The sequence below is a fragment of the Nocardia acididurans genome, from assembly GCF_016741815.1.
GTDB classification, from domain to species: Bacteria; Actinomycetota; Actinomycetes; order Mycobacteriales; family Mycobacteriaceae; genus Nocardia; species Nocardia acididurans.
On sequence record NZ_JAERRJ010000001.1, the window covers coordinates 233,943 to 254,594 of the forward strand.

A 20,652-nucleotide genomic window follows, 5' to 3' on the forward strand; every position below is an offset into this window, starting at 1 on the left:
GCTGCGAGTCGGAGAGCTGACTCGCGGCGGCTAGGGCATCAGGGTGCCGGCGCCTCGAAGAGTGGGGGGATCGTCGGGACGACGATGGGGGGTAGGCCGGGGATCACGGTGATGGTGTTGGGGCCGCCCTGCGGGGGTGGGGGCTCCGTGGTGGTGGTCTGGTAGCGGGGCTGCGGGACCGCCAGGGCGTCGTTGGTGGGGTCCGTGGTGGGGGCGGCCTCGGTGGTGGGCGGGGGTGCCGAGGTGGTGGTCGTGGCGGTCTCGGTGGTGGTGGCGACGTCCTGGCTCTGCGAATCGTGTTCCAGGACTTGGGGTCCCCAGCCCAGGGTGACGCCGATGGCGGCCACCACGACGAGGGCGCCGACGGCCACGCCCGCGACGCTGATCTCGCGGCGGCGGGAGAAGCCTTCGCTCTCACCTTGATTGGCGAGCCACGCCGGTTCCGGATCGGGGTGCGCGGGGGCGGGGTGGTGGTCGTCGCGGAAGGCCGAGGGGAAGGGGGCGGCCGCCTTGGGGCGGTGTGCGACGGGGCGGGCCAGCATGGCCGCGCCGCGGGCGGCGACGGTGTCGGGGTCGGCGGGCACCACCACGGGGACGCCCAGCCAGCGGCGCAGCACCCGGGAGACCAGCGGGATCTGCGCGCAGCCGCCGATCAGGGCGACCGCCTGCACGGGCTGCTCGGAGCGCAGGATGACATCTCGCGTCATGCGGGCGGAGGACTCCACGGCCAGCATGATCAGGGCTTCGAAGTTCTCCTGGGAGAGCAGGACCAGGCCCTCGGTGGAGGGGAGCGCGACGGCGCTGCTAGTGGAGAGCTGCTCTTTCGCGGTGCGACACAGGGCATCCAGCGCCGCGAGGCCGGACGGATCGGCAGGATGGGCGATTCGCCCGGATGCGATCTGCTGTTCGCGGATCAGCGAATCCAGGTATTCGCCGCTGATATCGCTGGTGCGTTCACTGGTGCAGATCTGCCGCGTGGCGGTATCCAGCACCGTGACCGAAAGGCCCGAAGCGCCCAGATCGTAGAGCGCCACCGTGCCGAAACCCTGTAGCTCCCCGGAGTATTCGAGAAACTCCAGCGCCGCGATCACATCCGGCACCAGCTCGTAATCGGTGAACTGCCGGCGCGCCAGCTCGGCGCGAATCCCGCGGGCGTGCTGTTCGTCGCGATACGCGATGGCCGTCGCCGGAATCCGCGGATCGGCCGCCAGCATCGCCCCGATCGCGTCCGCGGCCAATTCCTCCACACGCCGTTCCGCCACCGGAATCGCCTGCACATCGAATGCGTCCGGCGCACCGTGGAATCCGGCGCGAACAGGCTCGGCGGGATTCCCGGCGTGCGGGCGTGCGACGCGAACCGCGCCCGCCCCCACCGATACTCCCAATACCGAACTCACGCCGTCACCATACGGCCTGACACGCGTTCCGTACACCCGAGCATCCGCTCATCGAGCGACACATTCACGCCATTACGGACATCTCTCGAAAGCGACACTGCGAGCGCACAGTTGGCGAACGGCTCAGTTCGCGTTGTCCAACGGAAAATTCAAGTACGCGCGCGACGGCGTCGGACCCCGCTGACCCTGGTACTTGGAACCGGCGGCGGCGGAACCGTACGGATGTTCGGCCGGACTGCTCAGCCGGAACAGACAGAGCTGGCCGATCTTCATACCCGGCCACAGCGTGATGGGCAGATTGGCGACATTCGACAGTTCCAGCGTGATGTGACCACTGAAACCCGGATCGATGAAACCGGCGGTGGAATGCGTGAGCAGGCCGAGGCGACCCAGACTGGATTTGCCTTCCAGGCGTCCGGCCAGGTCATCGGGCAGACTGCACACCTCGAGGGTGGAGCCCAGCACGAATTCGCCCGGGTGCAGCACGAACGGTTCGTCAGGCTTCGGCTCCACCAGGGTGGTCAGCTCGTCCTGCCGCTGAGCAGGATCGATATGGGTGTACCGGGTGTTGTTGAACACCCGGAACAAGTTGTCCAACCGCACATCGATACTCGAGGGCTGAACCAGTTTTTCGTCGAAGGGTTCGAGCGAAAGACGCCCAGCGGCGATCTCCGCACGGATATCGCGATCGGAAAGCAGCACGGGCAAGAGCGTAGTGGCAGCCGGTCGCAGAATTACTTCGGGCCGGATTCCTTCTCGATCGAGACCGGCTCCGGTGATTCCACCGCCTTCGGTTTGTGACGTCCCCAACCCGCTTCGGCTTCGGTGCGCATCCGCTCGACCATGTGCGGATAGTGCAGTTCGAAGGCCGGGCGTTCGGAGCGGATGCGCGGTAGTTCGTAGAAGTTGTGCCGCGGCGGTGGGCAGCTGGTGGCCCATTCGAGCGAGTTGCCGTAGCCCCACGGGTCGTCGACGGTCACCACTTCGCCGTAGCGGTAGCTCTTGAACACATTCCAGACGAACGTGATCATCGAGAATCCGAGCACGAACGAGCCGATGGTGGAGATCGTGTTCAGCGTGGTGAATCCGTCCTGCGGCAGGTAGTCGGCGTACCGGCGCGGCATGCCCTCGTTACCCACCCAGTGCTGCACCAGGAATGTCAGGTGGAAACCGCAGAACGTGGTCCAGAAGTGCAGTTTGCCCAGGCGTTCGTCGAGCAGCCGGCCCGTCATCTTCGGGAACCAGAAGTAGATGCCCGCGAAGGTGGCGAACACGATGGTGCCGAACAGGACGTAATGGAAGTGCGCCACAACGAAATACGAGTCCGACACGTGGAAGTCCAGCGGCGGCGAGGCCAGCACGACGCCGGACAGGCCGCCGAAGAGGAACGTGATGAGGAACCCGACCGACCACAGCATCGGGGTTTCGAAGGTCAGCTGGCCGCGCCACATGGTGCCGATCCAGTTGAAGAACTTCACGCCCGTCGGGACCGCGATCAAGAACGTCATGATCGAGAAGAACGGCAGCAGAACGGCTCCCGTCGCGTACATGTGGTGCGCCCACACCGCCACCGACAGGCCGCCGATGGCCAGCGTCGCGTAGATCAGCGTCGTGTAGCCGAAGATCGGTTTGCGGCTGAACACCGGGAATATCTCCGACACGATGCCGAAGAACGGCAGCGCGATGATGTACACCTCGGGATGGCCGAAGAACCAGAACAGATGCTGCCAGGTGATGGCGCCGCCATTGGCTGCCGAGAAGACGAGGCCGCCCAGCCGCCGGTCGATCTCCAGCACCAGCAGCGCCGAGGTGAGGATCGGGAAGGCAAGCAGCACAAGCACACTCGTCACCAGGATGTTCCAGGTGAAGATGGGCATGCGGAACAGCGTCATACCGGGTGCGCGCAGGCACACGATGGTGGTGATGAAGTTGACGCCGCTGAGGATGGTGCCCAGACCGGAGACGGCCAGGCCCATGATCCACAGGTCGCCGCCGACGCCGGGCGAGTGCACGCCGTCGGCGAGGGGCACGTAGGCCGTCCAGCCGAAGTCGGCGGCGCCGCCGGGGGTGATGAATCCGGCCGTGGCCATGCTGGCCCCGAACAGATAGAGCCAGTAACTAAGGGCGTTCAGGCGGGGGAAAGCCACATCCGGCGCCCCGATCTGCAGGGGTAGCACAGCATTGGCAAATCCGAAGACGATCGGTGTCGCATAGAAGAGCAACATGATCGTGCCGTGCATGGTGAACAGCTGATTGAACTGCTCCGCCGACAGCACCTGCAGCCCCGGCCGCGCCAGCTCCACCCGCATCAGCAGCGCCATCAGCCCGCCGATCAGGAAGAACGTGATGGCCGTGAACATGTACATGATCCCGAGCACCTTGGGATCGGTGGTGGTCAGCGCTTTCCAGAAGAAGGACCCCTTGGGCCCCATCCGGCGTGGATAAGGCCGCGCAGCCTGCAGCTGCGGAACCTCCTTGGCGGGCACCGCGGTCATAAGTCCTCCTCGACCCCCGGCAGGAAGCACCGAACCGCGCGCCAGCTAACGTTCAGCGCATCCAAATTCCCTGTGGTGGACGGGTTTTCGACCCTGCGGCACAGTCTACGACCGCCCGTAGAACGAACCCCCTGCTTCGGCGAAAGATCCCCGGCGATCTTCGGCGCGCCGCCCCGACACCCCGAAACCCCACCTTCCCGCACCCCGGTAAATATTTGCGCCCCCGCGCCCGCCGTCTGATAGAGTCGCGATCGCGCCTAGCGCACTGCCGGTGTGGTGTAGTGGCAACACGCTACCTTCCCAAGGTCGAATTGCGGGTTCGATTCCCGTCACCGGCTCTCCACAGAAAGACCCTCCGACCAGCACGTCTGGCGGAGGGTCTTTTCGTTGCGAATGGTTCCCGAGACGCTCAGATGCACTCGGAGACGACTCGGGTGGTGGCCTTGGCGACCTTGGGGATGTCGGAGGTGGTCAGGCCGAGGTCGGTGGGGCTGATCGCGGCCGAGTTGTAGTCGCTGTCGAGGATTTTGCGGAGGCCGGGCTGGGAGATGCCCTCGTCGATGTAGACGGCGGCGATGCAGTCGGCTGTCTTGGCGTCGAGTTTGCCCTTGTCCTGCAAGGATTCCGAGATTTCGGCGGCGGTGAGGGGCGGGCCGGAGACGGTGGTGCCGGAGGTGGTGGTCGCGCCGGCTTGCACCGAGGTGGTGGCGGAGGGGGAGGTGGGGCCGGGGGCTGTCGCGGTGGTGGTCGCGGCTACCGAGGCGGCGGCCGTGGTGCCGGGCGGGGCCGATTCCTGGTCGTTGCTGCAGGCGGCCAGGAGCGGCAGCATCAGCAGGGCTGCCGCTATCAGGGGTTTCCTCATCGCACATCCTCGAATCCGTTGTGGGACGGAACGATCACCGTCACACAACAGAATGGGGAGCACCGCTTACGAAGTGGTTGGCGAATACCAAAAGCCCTGGTGGACAAGGCCTACTTGAGGCACTCGCCGACGATGCGGTTGGTGGCGTTCTTCGCCTTCTCCGAATCCTCCTTGGTCATGCCCAGGGATTCGGGGTCGGTGGCGGTGGCCGACTTGATGTCGTTCTTGATCATCAGGCGCAGGCCGTCCTGCGAAATGCCCTCGGAGACATAGATGTCGGCGGCGCAGTCGGCCAGCTTGGTGTCCTTCAGACCGCCGTCCTGCAGAGCCTTCGATACATCGGCCGCGGTGATGTTCGACTCGGAGTCCGAACCACCACAGGCGGTCAGCAGGGGGAGCGCGACGAGCGCGGCGGCGATCAGGGAAATCCTCACTGGTTCCTCTATTCTCGGCAGACAGACGACGGCGTGATGCCGCCAGGAACGATCTCACAGATCCATGGCCGCGCGCAGCGCTGTGTCGATACGTTCCGCGGTATCGATGTCCACGGTGCCGATATGGTGCGTCAGCCAGCCGCGATAGATGCGGCCCAGATTGCCGGCGTGAATCCAGCCGTGACCCGGAATCGACACCGCCAGAATGTCCTGCGGGTCGTCGTCGAGCACCTCCGCGGCGATCAACCACGGGCGCGGCGACTCGTTGATGCCGTCGCTGCTGATGAGAATGATGTTGCGAAGCCGGGGAGCGTCGCCGTGCGGGTGGTAGAGCCAGACTTCACCCTTGCGCACGCATCTCCTCCTCAGCGGCGGCCAGCTCCGCCTCTTCCGTTTCGGCGCGCGCTGTCTCGTCGAAGCTCGGACCGCACCCGGTCCGGATGGCTTCGCGCCGGGCGGCGCGGGATATCCACGCCGAGGGCGACATGCCCGCACGGGCCGCGGCTTGTTCGGCATACGACCAGGCCGCCGCATCGAGCGACAAGGTCACCTTCCTGGTAGCCATACCTTTTATCCTACCGTTCGGATTGGCCGATTTGCCCTATTGGCGATACGTCAACCATTGCTACGGTGGCCCGGTGACCAAGTTGAACCACCACAGGTCGGGCCGCGGGGAGCCGCTCGTGCTGGTGCACGGGGTCGGCAGTCTGTGGCAGGTGTGGGAGCCGATCATCCCCGCACTCGCCGAACACTTCGATGTCATCGCAGTCGACCTACCCGGTTTCGGCGCCAGCGAACCCCTCTCGCGCACAACCGTTTCCACCCTGGCCGACGCACTGGTGGAGTTCCTGGCCGAGGAGGGCGTCGAAAGACCGCACCTGGCAGGCAATTCCATGGGCGGCGGCATCGTGCTCGACCTGGCGGCGCGCGTGCTCGCCCGGTCCGTGACCGCCTACTCCCCCATCGGATTCTGGGACACACCCGGACGCGTGTGGTGCCAGCAGGCCCTGGGACGCGCGAAAGACCTTGTGCGACTGCTGGGTCCGAAAGTTTCGCACAGCATCCTGAGCAGCGTCGCCGGCCGAACCGCCTTCACCGGGCTGGTGTTCGGCAGGCCGTGGGACATCACCCCCGAGGTCGCCGTCGCCACCGCCGAGGGCCTGCTCGGCGCCACCGGCTTCGACGACGCACTGGCCTCCTTCACCGACTTCCGGCTCCCCGACCGCAGCGCCGTCGACACCATCCCGGTCACCATCGCCTGGGGCAACCGCGACATACTGCTCACATACGCCACCCAGGCCCGGCGCGCCCGCGAGGTCCTGACCGGCGCCCGACATGTGACCCTGCACGGTAGCGGCCACACGCCGTACTACGACGACCCGGCCGGCTGCGCCCGGCTCCTGCTGGACCAGCTGGGTTGAGCAACAAGGAAGTACGCAGTGAGCAACAACAACGTCTCCCTCAGCTTCGACGGCGACCGCGCCTACGTGGCCCTGGACCGGCCGGACAAGCACAACGGCCTCACCATCGAGATGCTGCGCGAACTGGCGAAGGTCGCCGGGGTCATCGGTAAGCGTGCCGACATCCGCGTGGTGATCCTGTCCGGCAACGGGCCCAGCTTCTTCAGCGGACTCGATGTCGCCAAGGCCATGAGCAATCCGCTCGACGTGGCGCTCGCCTTCCTGCCGCTGCCGTGGAAGGGCACCAACGTCTTCCAGGAGGCGTGCTGGGCGTGGCGGCGGCTGCCACAGCCGGTGATCGCGGTCGTGCACGGGCGTTGCTACGGCGGCGGACTGCAACTCGCACTTGCCGCCGACTTCAGATTCGTCACGCCGGATTCGGAATTCTCGGTGATGGAGGCCAAGCACGGCCTCATTCCAGATATGACGGGCGCGGCCACTTTGTCGCGACTTATCGGCGTCGACAAAGCACTGCTGCTGACCATGACCGCGGACCCCGTCGACGCGACCTACGCCGAGAAGATCGGCCTGGTCACCGAGGTCGACGCGGATCCCCGCGCGGCCGCCGAGAAGCTGGCCGATCGGATCGCCGCCCGGCCCGCGCATGCCGTGGCCAGCGCCAAGAAACTGTTCGATCGCACCTGGCAGGCCTCGGTGCGACGGACCCTCGCAGTGGAGCGGGCGACCCAGTTTCCGCTCATCGTGCGGCAGGCCATGGGTCGCGGTACCAATTCGGCAAAGTAAGCCAATTCACTGCAAACAATCCGGTTCGATGCCCCCGCGGTGTCCGCTGCGCTGTTAGCATTTTCACACTTTGCCAGCGAGCTGAACACTTTGTGCGGCCCGTCACATACCGTGTGGTCCGCTCATTAAGTCGGCGCGAACCGGAGGGCCCACGCATTGCACAAGTCCGCATCCCTGCTGCTGTCCGCATTCGCAGGAGCCTCGGCCTTGCTCCTTACCGTGACCACACCGGCATCAGCGAACCCCAACGCCATCAATCCGATTCCGGTGCTCAACGGCACCAACGGCCTGCCGCAACTGCCGGGACGCAGCAAGGCCGTCTTCCAGGTCACCGGCATGCAGAGCCCCAACAACACCCAGAACTACAACGTGCTGGGCACCGACCTCGGCATCATGTGGGACAACGGGCGCGGCGAAATGCTCACCACCTTCGGTGACACCGCCGGGCTCGGCTTCCCCAACCTGCTGGTCGGCAGCACCTGGGCGTGGCGGTCCAACATCCTGGTCCGCTCGCACACCAAGGATCCGGCCAACGGGATCTACTTCGACAGCGTGGTCCGCGACGTGTTCGGGCAGGCGCGGGATCTGATCCCCAGCCCGAAGATTCCGTTCCTGGAGATCAGCCGGATTCCCACCGCGGCCATCTCCGTCGGCGACACCCAGTACATGAGCCTCATGTCGGTGAAGACCTGGGACGACGTCGGCCAGTGGACCACCAACTTCTCCGGGCTCGCCGTCTCCGGCGACAACGGGGAGAACTGGGTCGAACTGCCCGCCACCCGCCGGCCCGACGACGGCGGCAACGGGAACTTCCAGATGAACGCCTTCCTCAAGGCCGGCGGGTTCGTCTACGAGTACGGGACGCCATCGGGGCGCAACAACGCCGCCTTCCTCGCCCGGGTCCCCGAACCGGCCATCGGGGACCTCGCCGAGTACGAGTACTGGAACGGCGACAAGTGGGTCAAGGACGATGTGAACGCGGCCGCGCCGGTCATCGGCGGCGGAGTATCCGAGATGTCGGTGATGTGGAACGACTACCTCGGGCAATACATCATGCTCACCACGGATCCGTGGAACTCGGTGGTCATGTACACCTCGCCGAGCCCCGAGGGGCCGTGGAGTGCGCCGTCCGTGCTGATCGATACCCGCGAACTGCCCACCGCCTACGCGCCGTCGATCTTCCCGTATCAGACCGGGCGTGACCTGTACTTCCTCACTACCGTGCACAGCCAGTACAACGTGATCCTGATGAAGACCACGTTGTAGGAAAAGAACTCTCCTGGGCTCTCAGGGGCTTCGCCCCCGAACCCCTGAGATTGCCGGGGCCGGTCCTTCGAACCGCCGTGTGGCTGCCGGGGGCTGGTCCTTCGAACCGCGGTGTGGCTGCCGGGGGCTGGTCCTTCGAACCGCGGTGTGGCTGCCGGGGGCTGGTCCTTCGAACCGCGGTGTGGCTGCCGAGGCCCGCGCCCCGAACCTCTGGCGGATCGGCCGCGAACACGGATTGTGTTCGCGGCCGATTCGCGTTTCCCGGGAGCTCATAGACTCGGGGGCATGGACGCCGCCGAATGGGACGAGCACTACGCGCGCACCGAATTGGTGTGGGGTGCGCCGCCGAACGACACCGTCGTGGAGCAGGTGTTCGGGCTGGAGCGGAAGTTGCCGCTCGGCGGGTTCGGGGTCGGGGAGGAGCGACCGGAACTGCCGCGGGCGCTCGACCTCGGCTGCGGGGAAGGGCGCAACGCGCTGTGGCTGGCCACGCACGGGTGGCAGGTGACGGCGGTGGATTTCGCGCAGACGGGGATCGACAAGGGGCGGACCGTGGCCTCGCGGTTGTCGCGGTCCGTGCGGGGGCGGATCCACTGGCAGTGCGCCGATGTCACCGCGCTCGACGCCGCGGGGATCACCGGGCCGTTCGAGTTGATTCTGCTTGCGCACGTTCATCTTCCGGCGCAGCAGCGGCGGGCGCTGCTGCTGCGCGCGGCCGAGATGCTCTCGCCGGAAGGCACTCTCGTGGTGCTGGGCAACGACCCGCTCAACACCGCTGAAGGGTATGGGGGCGAACAGGATCCGGCGCTGACCTTCACACCCGATGACATCGTCGCCGATCTGGGGCCCGCCCTCGACGAGCTCTCGATCCGGACGGCCGGGCGGGTGCAGCGCCCCACCGAGGATAGGGATGCCATCGACGCACTGGTGGTCGCCTACAAACCCGCGCCGCCGACGCCGCCCGCGCCACCCCTCGGACTGGAGACGCCCATCGAACCGCCGGCGCTCGGGCCGCAGCTGTGAGCTGCGGCGGAAAGCAGTGCGGCGGTAGCTGATTCGGCGACGGTTTCGATCAGACCGTCCACCGTGCCGGGATCACCATCCAGCACCAGCAGCCAGACGAAGATCGGGCCGAGCACGAGTGCGTGCACGGTGGCGGGGTCCGGTCTCGACGCCAGTTCGCCTCGGGCCCCGGCGCGTTCGAGCAGTTCCGTGATCACCTGCCGCTGTCGTTCCAGGAAGGTGCCGGAAAACCGTTCGGCGAGTGTGGAATCCGCGTAGATGTCGGCGAGTAGTCCGGTGAGCACATCGGTCGGCGCGCTGCTCAGCTGTCCGGCGACGGTGCGCGCGAGTGCGGCGAGGTCGGTGCGCAGGGAGCCGGTGTCCGGCGGTGCGGTCTCCCGCATGTCGTGGATGACGACCGAGAAGATCATTTCCTGCTTGGTCGCGAACCGGCGGTAGATGGCGGCCTTGCCGATGCCGGCGCGGGTGGCCACGGCGTCGACGGTGAGTCCGGCGTAGCCGCGTTCGGCCAGGATCTCGCGGGTGGCGCTGGTGATGGCGTGATCCACCCGACTGTTCCGGGGGCGTCCGACTGCTTGTTTCGGTTGCGGCACCCGGACTACTATACGGAACCAGCAGTATCGAAACTGCCAGTTCCGTATTAGGAGTTCCGATGGTCAAGTGGGCAGGTCGCATCCTCGTATTCCTGGGAGTCGCGCACACCGTGCTCGGGCTCGCATTGACGGCCCCGCATCACGCCGATTCGTGGTTGCGCTTCGAACTGTGGACGGTGAGCGACAGCATCGCCGAGATGAACGCGAGCACCGGCGCGTTCTGGATGAGCGTGGGCAGCTTCGGTGTTCCGCTCGCACTCGTCGGCGCGATCGTGCTGTGGATGGACAACCGCGGCCTGGTGCCGCCGCCGTTCATCGCCTGGACCGTCGGGCTGTGGATCGCGGTGGCCGCGGCTATCGCCGAACCCGCGCCCTGGCTGGTGGCGTGGATCGCGGTCGGCCTGCTGCTCGCGGCCGACCGGCGCGCCGCCCCGCAGGCCGTCACGCGCGAACCGCAGACCAGCGGGGTGTGAACTCCGGTCAGGCCAGACCCGCCCACCGCAACACCCACGGTGTCGCGGTGGCGGCGATCTCGTCGAAACCCGCACGGTAGGAATGGGCTTGGCCCGCGACGACATGTACCTCGGCGGCATCGGCCGCGTCCGGGATGCCGAACGGATCGCGGGCCCCATTGATGACCAGCACCTCGATATCCCCGGGCGCGAGCAACTCGTCGCGCCGGGATTTCTCCGGCTTGCCGGGCGGATGCAGCGGGAACGACAGCGCCAGCACACCGCTCGCACCGACAGCGCGGGCGGTGCGGCACGCCACCCGCGCGCCGTTGCTGCGGCCGCCCTGGATCAACGGCACCTTGCCGACCTTCTTGCGCAGCGCGGCGATGATCTCCAGCCAGGCCGCGTCCTGCACCTCGGCCTTACCCGGCGCGCGCCGCCCGGCGACCCGGTACGGCTGGGTCACCAGCGCGACCGCGCCGCCGTGATCGATCGCCGAATCGCGAACAGCCAGGATGTCTTTCGCGTCGACACCACCGCCGGAGCCGTGTGTCAGCACCAGCAGGAACTTCGGCTTCGCCCGGCCACGCCGGTCGATCTCCACCTCGGCGGGTCCGGCTTCGGTCTCGATGCGCACAGCGCTCGCGGTGTACGTCACCGGGCGATCCTATGGCCGAGTCCGGTCCACGGGCCCGCAGGACACCCGGCCGAGCTCGGCCCCGCCTGTCGGAGCGTCGGCGCGGCTCAGCCCGGCAGGTGGGTCTTGGCCTCGTCGTAACCGGCGGCGGCCGCAGGCTCGGCGGAGGTGTAGACCAGGTGCATCACACCCGAGGAGAACGACTTCGAGGACACCAGGCGCAGCGGGATGGCGGCCTCGCCCTCGTCGAACAGCTTCGCGCCCTTGCGGACCACGATGGGGTGCACGAACAGGTGCAGTTCGTCGAGCAGTCCGGCGGCCAGCAGCTGGCGGACCACCGATGGGGAACCGCTCATCGCGATCGAGGTCGCGCCGGGCTGCCGCTTCAGCTCGGCGACGGCCTCCAGCAGATCACCCTGGAGCTGTTCGGAGTTGCGCCAGCTGAATTCCAGATCCTGGTGCGAGACAACGATCTTGCGGGCATCGCCGAGCTGCTTGGCGAAGACGGCGTCCTCGCCGCCCGCGGCCTCGCGCTCGGGCCACGCTCCGGCGAAGCTGTCGTAGGTGGCGCGGCCGAGCAGCAGGGTGTCGGCCGAGCCGAGCTGGGCGCCGACCGCCTCGCCCATATCGTCGTCGAAGTAGGGGAAGTGCCAGTCCTGCGGGTCTTCGATGACGCCGTCGAGGGAAATGAAAAGGCCGGCGGTGATGGTGCGCATCGGATTACTCCTGGGAATTGTGGTGAGCTGGTCAGTGGGTTACGGGCGAGAAGTCCGCGTATTCACCGGTACCGGAGAGGAATTCACCGGTCGGCGGGGTCAGGATCGCGATATTCGGATTGTGGCTGAGCTTCGCCAGTTCGATGTGGCGGGCATTCGGGAGCACTTCGGCGATGGCGCGGGCGCCGGTGCGCAGCAGTGCGTCGCTCTTGGCGCCGGCGGCTACCAGGGTCGGGACTTTCACACCGGACCAATCCTCGGCGCGCAGGGCCTCGCCGCGCATGAACGGAGCCATGACCGCCCAGTCGTGCGCGGTGGCGGCGGCGGTGGCCTGCAGGTTCTTCCAGAACGGGGTGAACCGCATGGTCTCGACGAAGAACCCGGGGATGCCCATGGCCTTCTTCATGTAGAAGCGCACGGTCTTGGAACGGTCTCCGGAGTCGATCAGGCGGTGCAGCTCGATCGCCAGATCCGTTGCGGGAACGAAGTTCTCATGGTTGACCACGAACGGCGGCTCGAATGCCACCACGCCGGTGACATCCGGGATGCGGCCGGATTGCGCGGCGCGCAGCGCCAGTCCCGCGCCCGAGGACCAGCCGTACAGTGCGGCCGGGCCGACCGCGGCCACCAGTGCGGCCAGATCGTCGATCTCGTTCTCCACGTCGTAGACGCCGGGGGTATCGGTGCTGTCGCCGCGCCCGCGCCGGTCGTAGTTGACGACCGTGAGCCGGTATTCGGCGGCGAGTTTCTCCGCGAGCTCGACCATTTTCGGGAATTTCCGATAGCTGAAGGCACCGCCGACGAGGATGACCGTTCCGGCGTCACCGCCTGCGATCCGATCGAAGGCGAGGGTGTTTCCCGCAGGGGTGGTGATGGTCTCCACGATCAATTTCCTTCCGTACCAACCGAATGTGCCGTCATCGGCGTTCACGGGATAGGACGGCGGGCCGCGCCGGAATTAATCGGCGCGGGCGCGGGAATTTCGAGTGACCCACACCACATTCGGGTGGGCGTGGCCGATCCGGCCGGAAACCTCATCGCGGCAGGTCGGAGATTGTGAGAACGGCCGGTATCGGTCATAGCGAGATCATCTCGCCCGCAAAGGGTTCGCAACCGGGCGCTGACCTTGGTGCTTTCGGTCACATTAGGACCTGATCGCCTTGGCGACCGTCCTACCGCTCGGTAACATGGCGCTTAAGTTACCCGCCAGTAGGCGCAGCTTTACGGTGTCTACACGGTGGAGACCTGACGGGCGGGAACGGCACACACCGAACCGCACCCATCCTCAATGGAGAGTGAGTACGACCATGGGTCACTACAAGGCCAACGTTCGCGATCTCGAGTTCAACCTCTTCGAGGTACTCGGCCTCGGCAGCCTGCTCGACGGCGGCGCCTACGGCGATCTCGACACCGAAACCGTGAAGGAAATGCTCTCCGAGGTGCGTCGCCTCGCCGAGGGCCCGCTCGCGGACTCCTTCGAGGACGGCGACCGCAACCCGCCGACCTTCGACCCCGAGACCCACACCGTCACCCTCCCGGCCTCCTTCAAGAAGTCCTACAAGGCGCTCGAAGACGGTGGCTGGTCGAAGGTTCCGGTGCGCGAGGAGCTCGGCGGCCTGGGCGCCCCCTCCGTCATCGGCTGGGCGCTGGGCGAAATGATCCTCGGCTCCAACCCCCCGGCCCAGATGTACGCCGCCGGTGCGGGATTCGCGCAGGTCTTCTACAACAACGGCACCGATGAGCAGAAGAAGTGGGCTCAGAAGATCGCCGACCGCAACTGGGGCGCCACCATGGTGCTGACCGAGCCCGACGCGGGCTCCGACGTCGGCGCCGGCCGCACCAAGGCGATCCAGCAGGAAGACGGCTCCTGGCACATCGAGGGCGTCAAGCGCTTCATCACCTCGGGTGACTCCGACGACCTGTTCGAGAACATCATGCACCTGGTGCTGGCCCGCCCCGAGGGCGCCGGACCGGGCACCAAGGGCCTGTCGCTGTTCTATGTTCCGAAGTGGCACTTCGACTTCGAGACCGACACCCTCGGTGAGCGCAACGGCGTGTTCGTCACCAACGTCGAGCACAAGATGGGCATCAAGGTCTCGGCCACCTGTGAGGTCACCTTCGGCGGCCACGGCGTGCCCGCCAAGGGCTGGCTGGTCGGCGAGGTCCACAACGGCATCGCGCAGATGTTCGACGTCATCGAGAACGCTCGAATGATGGTGGGCACCAAGGCCATCGCCACCCTGTCGACCGGTTACCTGAACGCGCTGGAGTACGCCAAGATCCGCGTGCAGGGCGCCGACCTGACCCAGATGACCGACAAGACCGCGCCGCGCGTCACCATCACCCACCACCCGGACGTGCGCCGCTCGCTGGCCATGCAGAAGGCGTACGCCGAGGGCCTGCGCGCCATCTACCTGTACACCGCCGCGCACCAGAACGCCGATGTGGCCGAACTGGTTTCGGGTGCGGACAAGGACCTGGCGTTCCGCGTCAACGATCTGCTGCTGCCGATCGTCAAGGGTGTCGGCTCCGAGCGCGCCTACCAGTACCTGACCGATTCGCTGCAGACCTTCGGTGGCTCCGGCTTCCTGCAGGACTACCCGATCGAGCAGTACATCCGCGACGCCAAGATCGACTCGCTGTACGAGGGCACCACCGCCATCCAGGCGCAGGACTTCTTCTTCCGCAAGATCGCCCGCGACCGCGGCGTGGCGCTGGCCCACGTGGCCAGCCAGGTGCAGAAGTTCATCGAGCGTGAGGGCGGCAACGGTCGCCTGAAGGCCGAGCGCAAGCTGCTCGCCACCGCGCTGGAGGACGTGCAGGGCATGGCCGCCACGCTGACCGGCCACCTCATGGGCGCGCAGGAAGACGCCAAGGAGCTGTACAAGGTCGGCCTGGGTTCGGTCCGCTTTCTGATGGCCGTCGGCGACCTGCTCATCGGCTGGCAGCTGCTCGCGCAGGCCGAGGTCGCCATCAAGGCGCTCGACAACGGCTCGACCGAGGCGTTCTACCAGGGCAAGATCGCCACCGCGCAGTTCTTCGCCCGCAACGTGCTCCCCGAGCTGACCGCGACCCGCGCCATCCTGTCGAACCTGGACAACGACATCATGGAGCTCGACGAGGCCGCGTTCTAAGGCACGCAACAACTTCCATACCGGAAGAAACAGCAGAACGGCCCGGTGATCCCGGGCCGTTCTGCTGTATTCAGGGGTGAGATGCACTGTGCCGCAGGAGCAGTCGCGGACAGCGTGACGAGTTGTCCACAGTTTCCCCACAATCTATCCACCGGCTGTGGATAGTGTTGGGACAGTTACCGGCAGCGGCGGATCACTCGCACTTCACGACGGGAATCGGGTCGTATTTGACGGTGCGGGTGGTGCGGGAGATTTCCTTGCCGGTCTTGGAATCTCGGATCACCCGGGTGTCGGAGGTGGTGAAACCCGGTGCGCCCTCGGAGGCGATGCACTCCTTGCCTTTGGGGAGGGTGATCTCCTTGGGGTCGGTGGGCTTGGTGCGCTCGCCGGTGATCGACTCCACCTCAACGGTTTTGGTGCTCCACAGGCGAACCGTCACCTCGGAGCTGTTGGCGTTGGCCTCGATGAAGATGCCGTAGGGGGTGTTGTTGCGGAACTTGAGGTCGATCGCGCCGTCGAAGACGGTGGCCTCGCGGGCCGCGGGATAGCGGGAGATGTAGTAGCTGTGCTCGGTGTGGCCGGCGTCTTCCATGCCGGCGAAATAGGCGGCGTTGTAGAGGGTGGTGGCGAACTGGCTGATGCCACCGCCCACCGCCGTGCTGGGGCGGCCCTGGTTGATGATGCCGGATTCGACGTAGCCCTGTTCGGCGCCGCGGGGGCCGGTGAAATCGTTGAGGGAGAAGGTTTCTCCGGGCTTCACCACCGCGCCGTTCACCTTCTCGGCGACGGTGCGGATGTTCACGCCGGACGGGCCGCTGAAGCCGCCGGTGGTGAAGGAGCCGACCGACTGCACCACGCCCATCTTCTCGGCGTCCTCGGTGGAGAGTTTCGGCTTCACCTGCTCGTAGACGACGACCTTGGAGCGGTCCGACGGTGAAACCAGCAGGGCGGGAAGACCTTCCAGGGTCTTGTCCCAGTTGATGGTGTCGCCGACGACGGCGGGCACCACGGTGGCGCGGCTGCCGCCGACCTCGAAGGTGGCGTCCTTGGGCTCGATCTCGGTGGACTTCAGCTGCGGCTCCAGCGCCGCGATGATCGCCTCGTTGTCGTACGAAGGGGTAAGGCCGCCTTGACCGTTCGGCGCGAAGGTGAGCGCGCCCGCGATCTGCGCGGGCTCCAGCGTGCCGTTGCCGCCCTTACCGGTGAAGGTGACCGCGGCGCGCACGGCGGGCTGCGCGACCTCGCGCAGGGTGCGGTCCACGGCGGCGGAGGTGACCTGCGCCTGGGTTTCCACGGCGGGCAGTTCCAGCGTCGGGCCGTCGGCCCAGTGCTCGGCCAGCACGGTGCGCGCGGCGGGCACATCCAGGACGCGACCGGGCACCGGCTGCACCGCCACGGGTCTCGCGCCGTCGAAAACCACACCGCCCTCGACGGGTTGGCGATCGTGTGAGCTCAGCGCGGCCAGCTGGGCCGTCATGGCGGAATCGTCGATTGTGGCCGCGGGCTCCACATTTCGGGTGCTGAAGAACGATGTCAGGCGGGTGACCGGGTTCACCGGCTGCGAGCCGATGCGGTCCCAGGTGCCGTCCCAGTCCACCGACAGGCCCGCGTCGCGCGGCACCACGGTGGCCTGCACATCGCCGATGCGGACCGTCACCGGTTGTGTCACACGCTGATTCAGCGCGGACTCCAGCCGGGACTGTGCGTCGGAGCGCTCCATGCCGCCGATGTCGATACCGGCGACCTGCACGCCGCGCGGCACGTGGCCGGACGATAGCGACCAGTCCGCCGCGAAAGCCAGGCCACCCGCGGCCATCAGCAGGCCCGCCGCGATTCCCGCGCGACGTGCCGTCGCGGAGTTCAGGAACTGCGGTGCGGGTGCCGGATTCTCGGTGGAGTGACGCGCGCGTGTGTGACGCCCGGGACTACCGCTGGTCACGAACCATCCTCCCAATGGCTGATCGTGGATTCACACGGCGCGAATCCACCGCCCACCATAGTGGGCCACACCGACATCGATTGCTTGCCCAGGCCGACAGCAAACCCTGTGCAACAGGTCGCCCGGATACGAAGAGAGCTCCGTGCGGTTGCCGGGTCGGGGGTCTGGCAACAGCACGGAGCCACCCCGTCTATCGGGTGGTTCGGCGAGGCGTTACACACCTCGTCCAAGAAACCGGAAAGATCTCCGGGCAAGCTATCGTCGTAGGCAGTGAACGCGACATCTGATCTCGTGAGATGCGGGTAACTCCCCGGGTACGGCCAGAATCGGCTCGGCTCCCAACCGATAGCGCGGGTGCCCGACGGAGAACGGCACTCGGCCGCCCGCTGAATACACAGAGAGGCGGAAGAGCACATGCAGCTCGGGATGATCGGACTCGGCCGGATGGGCGCCAATATCGTGCGACGCATCATCCGCGATGGGCACACCGCGGTCGGCTACGAACGCCATCAGCAGAACATCGACGATCTCAGCGCCGACTGCGGCGGCAGCTTCAGCGGCACCACGGATCTGAGCAAATTCGTGGCGGCACTGGAGACGCCGCGTGTCGTCTGGGTCATGATCCCGGCCGGAGCCACCGGGGCGGTCGTGGACCAGCTCGGCGAACTGCTGGAACCGGGCGACATCGTCATCGACGGCGGCAACAGCCGGTACCACGAGGACATCGCGCGGGCGAAGACCCTGGCGCCCAAGGGCATTCACTACCTGGACATCGGCACCTCCGGCGGCGTGTGGGGGCTGGAACGCGGCTACTGCCTGATGATCGGCGGCGAAGCCGCACAGGTCGCGCACATCGAACCGCTGCTGAAGTCCATCGCGCCCGGCGTCGACGCCGCACCGCGCACACCCGGGCGCACCGGGGAGCCGTCGGCGGCCGAGCAGGGATACCTGCACTGCGGACCGGCCGGGGCGGGGCACTTCGTGAAGATGGTGCACAACGGCATCGAGTACGGGGCCATGGCCGCCTACGCCGAGGGCATGAACATCCTGCACAAGGCGAATGTGGGCAACCAGCAGGACGATGAGCACTCCGCCGAGGTCACGCCGCTGGAGCATCCCGAGTTCTATCGGTACGACATCGACATCCCCGAGGTCACCGAGGTGTGGCGGCGCGGGTCGGTGGTCGCCTCCTGGTTGCTGGATCTGACCGCGGAGGCTCTCTACGCGGACCCGAACCTGGATTCCTTCGGCGGGCGGGTCTCCGACTCGGGCGAGGGGCGGTGGACCCTCGACGCCGCCATCGACGAGGGCGTGCCCGCGCCGGTGCTGTCGGCGGCGCTGTTCCAGCGGTTCTCGTCGCGGGGCGAATCGCTGTACGCGGATAAAGCGTTGTCCGCCATGCGTCAGGCGTTCGGCGGGCATCACGAGCTACCGAAGAAGTAAGCGCGCGTTCGGAATCCGGGGTTCCCGTCCGAAATGCCGGGAGCCCCGGGCGGTTTCACGGCCGGATCCGGACGACTTTCCGGTCGCGGGGGTGCGAAGTCGGTGTCGTTGTGGGCTGGGTTTGCCGCGGCGGCTACCGTCGGTGCCATGCGCATTGTTCCGGGGATAGTGCTAGCAGTGACAGCGGTCGTGCTGACCGCTTGCTCGGGTGGCAGCAGCGGACCGGCCAAGGAATCCGGGCCGAGCGGCACCGATTCGAGCAGTGCCGCCGCGCCGACGACTACGCAACCGGCACAACAGGATTGCAAGGCCGGCTACCTGGCGCAGTTCACGCTGCGGCAGAAGCTGGCGCAGTTGCTGACGGTCGGCGTCACCGGGGCCGACGATGCCGCGAACGTGGTGAAGAACGAGCAGGTGGGCGGCATCTTCATCGGCGGCTGGACCGATAAGGCACTGCTCGCCAACGGCCTGATCGACGATGTCACCAAGGCTTCCAGGACGCCGCTCATGGTGACCATCGACGAGGAGGGCGGGCGGGTCTCGCGCCTGCGCGACCTCATCGGCGCCGCGCCCTCGGCCCGGGTGGCCGCGGCGACCATGAGCGTCGACGAGTACTACCGGTTCAGCCTGGGCCGGGCGCAGAAGATGAAGATGCTCGGCCTCACCGTCGACTTCGCACCGGACGTGGATGTCAGCAGCCAGCCCGATGACAGCGTGATCGGTGACCGCTCCTACTCCGATGATCCGGACAAGGTCGTGCAGTACGCGGACGCGCAGATCCGGGCGCTGCAGGACGCGGGGCTCGGGGCGGTCATGAAACATTTCCCGGGGCACGGCTCGGGCTCCGGCGACTCGCACACGGGCGCGGTGCGCACACCGCCGCTCGAGCAGCTGCAGGACAAGGACCTGGTCCCGTACCGCGCGCTCATCGGTTCGGGGGCCGCGGTGATGGTCGGGCATCTGGATGTCCCCGGGCTCACCAAGCCGGACGAACCCGCGAGTATCAGCCCCGAGGTGATGCAGCTGCTGCGGCAGGGCACCGGCTACGGTGCGGCGCCCTTCGACGGTGTGATCTTCACCGATGATCTGAGCGGCATGGCGGCCATCACCAGCCGCATGGGAATCGCGGAGGCGGTGGAAGCCGCCCTGGTCGCGGGTGCGGACAACGCCCTGTGGATCACCACCGACGCGCTGTCGAGCGTGCTCGACAGGTTGGTGTCCGCGGTGGAGGCGGGCCGCCTACCGGGTAGCCAGGTGGATGCCTCGGTGCTGCGCATGGCAAGGTTCAAGGGCACCGCACCACAGTGCTGAGTTCTTCCGCGCCACCGTGCCGAGCATTCGCCGGGCAATTCGCAGTCGCGGAACTTACCTTGGAGTAAGATAAGGGCTTCGACATGTCCTAGGGAGAGTGAATGGCAGGCGGAACGAAACGGCTTCCTCGCGCGGTGCGCGAGCAGCAGATGCTCGACGCCGCCGTGGAGGTCTTCTCGCGCAAGGGGTATCACGACACCTCGATGGATGCCATCGCCGCCGAGGCGAGCATCTCCAAGCCCATGCTGTACCTGTACTACGGCTCCAAGGACGAACTCTTCCGCGCCTGCATCCACCGCGAGAGCATTCGGTTCATCGAGGCCGTCGCGGTGGCAGGCAACCCCAAGCTGACCCCGCACGAACAGCTGCGCGCCGGGCTCGAGGCGTTCCTGTCGTACGTGGATCAGAACCGGCTGTCATGGCAGGTGCTCTACCGGCAGGCGCTCGGGCAGCAACCGTTCGCCTCAGAGATCGCCAACAGCCGCGACCGGATCATCGAGCTCACCGCCAAACTGCTCGAATCCAGTGCGAAGTACGCCGAACCCGGCACCAATTTCGAGGTGGTGTCGGTGGCGGTGATCGGTGCGGGCGAGGCCATCGCCGACCGGGTCGCCAGCGGTCAGATCGAAATGGCCGAGGCTGTCGACCTGCTCGACAACCTCGCCTGGCGCGGTCTTTCCGGCAAGAAGAAGGAAGCCTAGACCCGGCGCTCGGCTTCCCGTCGGCCGATCTTGCTGCCACAATCC

21 protein-coding genes and 1 tRNA gene are annotated in these 20,652 nt (G+C 66.8%); 10 read left to right on the forward strand and 12 right to left on the reverse strand.

Going from position 1 to position 20,652, the window contains the following annotated elements; genetic code table 11:
• Window positions 1-38: 38 nt before the first annotated feature.
• The 3 genes from JK358_RS01065 to ctaD form a co-directional block, all read right to left on the reverse strand.
• On the reverse strand, window positions 39-1,397 hold the full coding sequence (locus JK358_RS01065) for an Hsp70 family protein (RefSeq protein ID WP_307817212.1): 1,359 nt from the start codon (window positions 1,395-1,397) through the stop codon (window positions 39-41).
• Window positions 1,398-1,520: 123 nt separating this feature from the next.
• Window positions 1,521-2,099, reverse strand: coding sequence for a dCTP deaminase (dcd, locus tag JK358_RS01070; RefSeq protein ID WP_201942302.1), 579 nt, complete (start codon window positions 2,097-2,099; stop codon window positions 1,521-1,523).
• A 32-nt stretch (window positions 2,100-2,131) separates the two neighbouring features.
• Entirely contained in the window at window positions 2,132-3,892 is a 1,761-nt protein-coding gene (ctaD, locus tag JK358_RS01075) for an aa3-type cytochrome oxidase subunit I (protein WP_201942305.1), read from the reverse strand.
• Window positions 3,893-4,159: 267 nt separating this feature from the next.
• Here ctaD and JK358_RS01080 point away from each other — a divergent pair.
• Window positions 4,160-4,230 (forward strand) — tRNA-Gly (locus JK358_RS01080).
• A 71-nt stretch (window positions 4,231-4,301) separates the two neighbouring features.
• Here JK358_RS01080 and JK358_RS01085 read toward each other — a convergent pair.
• From JK358_RS01085 to JK358_RS01100, 4 genes are all read right to left on the reverse strand, one after another.
• Window positions 4,302-4,754, reverse strand: a complete 453-nt coding sequence (locus tag JK358_RS01085; protein ID WP_201942308.1) for a hypothetical protein — start codon at window positions 4,752-4,754, stop codon at window positions 4,302-4,304.
• A gap of 110 nt (window positions 4,755-4,864) precedes the next feature.
• The gene (locus tag JK358_RS01090; RefSeq protein WP_201942311.1) at window positions 4,865-5,188 is read right to left on the reverse strand and encodes a hypothetical protein; all 324 of its coding nucleotides are present in this window, start codon (window positions 5,186-5,188) and stop codon (window positions 4,865-4,867) included.
• 54 nt (window positions 5,189-5,242) lie between these two features.
• Complete coding sequence (locus JK358_RS01095) at window positions 5,243-5,542, reverse strand: hypothetical protein (protein WP_201942314.1); 300 nt, start codon at window positions 5,540-5,542, stop codon at window positions 5,243-5,245.
• On the reverse strand, window positions 5,529-5,753 hold the full coding sequence (locus JK358_RS01100) for a hypothetical protein (protein ID WP_201942317.1): 225 nt from the start codon (window positions 5,751-5,753) through the stop codon (window positions 5,529-5,531). The genes JK358_RS01095 and JK358_RS01100 overlap by 14 nt, the downstream gene beginning before the upstream one ends.
• 73 nt (window positions 5,754-5,826) lie before the next feature.
• On the opposite strand from JK358_RS01100, the gene JK358_RS01105 reads away from it, so the two are divergent.
• The 4 genes from JK358_RS01105 to JK358_RS01120 all read left to right on the forward strand — a co-directional run bounded on the left by JK358_RS01105 (window position 5,827) and on the right by JK358_RS01120 (window position 9,681).
• Entirely contained in the window at window positions 5,827-6,609 is a 783-nt protein-coding gene (locus tag JK358_RS01105) for an alpha/beta fold hydrolase (RefSeq protein WP_201942320.1), read from the forward strand.
• An 18-nt stretch (window positions 6,610-6,627) separates the two neighbouring features.
• Window positions 6,628-7,392: a crotonase/enoyl-CoA hydratase family protein gene (locus JK358_RS01110; protein ID WP_201942323.1), complete on the forward strand. Its 765-nt coding sequence runs from the start codon at window positions 6,628-6,630 to the stop codon at window positions 7,390-7,392.
• 174 nt (window positions 7,393-7,566) lie between these two features.
• The gene (locus JK358_RS01115) at window positions 7,567-8,658 is read left to right on the forward strand and encodes a glycoside hydrolase family 183 protein (protein WP_372440603.1); all 1,092 of its coding nucleotides are present in this window, start codon (window positions 7,567-7,569) and stop codon (window positions 8,656-8,658) included.
• Window positions 8,659-8,943: 285 nt separating this feature from the next.
• The gene (locus JK358_RS01120) at window positions 8,944-9,681 is read left to right on the forward strand and encodes a class I SAM-dependent methyltransferase (protein ID WP_201942329.1); all 738 of its coding nucleotides are present in this window, start codon (window positions 8,944-8,946) and stop codon (window positions 9,679-9,681) included.
• Here JK358_RS01120 and JK358_RS01125 read toward each other — a convergent pair.
• A complete protein-coding gene (locus JK358_RS01125; protein WP_201942332.1) occupies window positions 9,594-10,229 on the reverse strand; it encodes a TetR/AcrR family transcriptional regulator in 636 nt (211 codons plus the stop codon). The genes JK358_RS01120 and JK358_RS01125 overlap by 88 nt on opposite strands.
• Before the next feature lie 104 nt (window positions 10,230-10,333).
• On the opposite strand from JK358_RS01125, the gene JK358_RS01130 reads away from it, so the two are divergent.
• A complete protein-coding gene (locus tag JK358_RS01130; protein ID WP_201942335.1) occupies window positions 10,334-10,747 on the forward strand; it encodes a DUF6463 family protein in 414 nt (137 codons plus the stop codon).
• Window positions 10,748-10,754: 7 nt separating this feature from the next.
• Here JK358_RS01130 and JK358_RS01135 read toward each other — a convergent pair whose 3' ends face one another.
• The 3 genes from JK358_RS01135 to JK358_RS01145 all read right to left on the reverse strand — a co-directional run bounded on the left by JK358_RS01135 (window position 10,755) and on the right by JK358_RS01145 (window position 12,962).
• The gene (locus JK358_RS01135) at window positions 10,755-11,384 is read right to left on the reverse strand and encodes an alpha/beta hydrolase family protein (RefSeq protein WP_307817213.1); all 630 of its coding nucleotides are present in this window, start codon (window positions 11,382-11,384) and stop codon (window positions 10,755-10,757) included.
• A gap of 86 nt (window positions 11,385-11,470) precedes the next feature.
• Complete coding sequence (locus tag JK358_RS01140) at window positions 11,471-12,079, reverse strand: dihydrofolate reductase family protein (protein ID WP_201942338.1); 609 nt, start codon at window positions 12,077-12,079, stop codon at window positions 11,471-11,473.
• A 31-nt stretch (window positions 12,080-12,110) separates the two neighbouring features.
• Complete coding sequence (locus JK358_RS01145; RefSeq protein WP_201942342.1) at window positions 12,111-12,962, reverse strand: alpha/beta fold hydrolase; 852 nt, start codon at window positions 12,960-12,962, stop codon at window positions 12,111-12,113.
• Window positions 12,963-13,386: 424 nt separating this feature from the next.
• Between JK358_RS01145 and JK358_RS01150 the strand changes: the two genes are divergently transcribed.
• Window positions 13,387-15,213 (forward strand): acyl-CoA dehydrogenase, encoded by a 1,827-nt coding sequence (locus JK358_RS01150; protein ID WP_201943715.1) that lies wholly within the window; start codon window positions 13,387-13,389, stop codon window positions 15,211-15,213.
• A gap of 193 nt (window positions 15,214-15,406) precedes the next feature.
• Here the strand turns inward: JK358_RS01150 and JK358_RS01155 are convergent, their stop codons facing one another.
• Window positions 15,407-17,152 carry a VanW family protein gene (locus JK358_RS01155; RefSeq protein ID WP_307817214.1) on the reverse strand — a complete coding sequence of 582 codons (1,746 nt, stop codon included), beginning with the start codon at window positions 17,150-17,152 and terminating at the stop codon, window positions 15,407-15,409.
• A gap of 414 nt (window positions 17,153-17,566) precedes the next feature.
• Between JK358_RS01155 and gnd the strand changes: the two genes are divergently transcribed.
• The 3 genes from gnd (at window position 17,567) to JK358_RS01170 (ending at window position 20,607) form a co-directional block, all read left to right on the forward strand.
• Window positions 17,567-18,595 (forward strand): phosphogluconate dehydrogenase (NAD(+)-dependent, decarboxylating), encoded by a 1,029-nt coding sequence (gnd, locus tag JK358_RS01160; protein ID WP_201942346.1) that lies wholly within the window; start codon window positions 17,567-17,569, stop codon window positions 18,593-18,595.
• A 147-nt stretch (window positions 18,596-18,742) separates the two neighbouring features.
• Window positions 18,743-19,906 (forward strand): glycoside hydrolase family 3 N-terminal domain-containing protein, encoded by a 1,164-nt coding sequence (locus JK358_RS01165; protein ID WP_201942349.1) that lies wholly within the window; start codon window positions 18,743-18,745, stop codon window positions 19,904-19,906.
• Between the two features lie 101 nt (window positions 19,907-20,007).
• On the forward strand, window positions 20,008-20,607 hold the full coding sequence (locus tag JK358_RS01170) for a TetR/AcrR family transcriptional regulator (protein WP_201942352.1): 600 nt from the start codon (window positions 20,008-20,010) through the stop codon (window positions 20,605-20,607).
• Window positions 20,608-20,652 lie beyond the last annotated feature (45 nt).

Excerpts from the sequence above, each read along its gene's own strand:
- JK358_RS01120 (WP_201942329.1), top strand. The coding sequence starts at position 8,944 with ATGGACGCCGCCGAATGGGACGAGCACTACGCGCGCACCGAATTGGTG.
- ctaD (WP_201942305.1), bottom strand. The coding sequence starts at position 3,892 with ATGACCGCGGTGCCCGCCAAGGAGGTTCCGCAGCTGCAGGCTGCGCGG.
- JK358_RS01100 (WP_201942317.1), bottom strand. The coding sequence starts at position 5,753 with ATGGCTACCAGGAAGGTGACCTTGTCGCTCGATGCGGCGGCCTGGTCG.
- JK358_RS01170 (WP_201942352.1), top strand. The coding sequence starts at position 20,008 with ATGGCAGGCGGAACGAAACGGCTTCCTCGCGCGGTGCGCGAGCAGCAG.
- JK358_RS01140 (WP_201942338.1), bottom strand. The coding sequence starts at position 12,079 with ATGCGCACCATCACCGCCGGCCTTTTCATTTCCCTCGACGGCGTCATC.
- JK358_RS01085 (WP_201942308.1), bottom strand. The coding sequence starts at position 4,754 with ATGAGGAAACCCCTGATAGCGGCAGCCCTGCTGATGCTGCCGCTCCTG.
- JK358_RS01130 (WP_201942335.1), top strand. The coding sequence starts at position 10,334 with ATGGTCAAGTGGGCAGGTCGCATCCTCGTATTCCTGGGAGTCGCGCAC.
- JK358_RS01165 (WP_201942349.1), top strand. The coding sequence starts at position 18,743 with ATGCGCATTGTTCCGGGGATAGTGCTAGCAGTGACAGCGGTCGTGCTG.
- JK358_RS01150 (WP_201943715.1), top strand. The coding sequence starts at position 13,387 with ATGGGTCACTACAAGGCCAACGTTCGCGATCTCGAGTTCAACCTCTTC.
- gnd (WP_201942346.1), top strand. The coding sequence starts at position 17,567 with ATGCAGCTCGGGATGATCGGACTCGGCCGGATGGGCGCCAATATCGTG.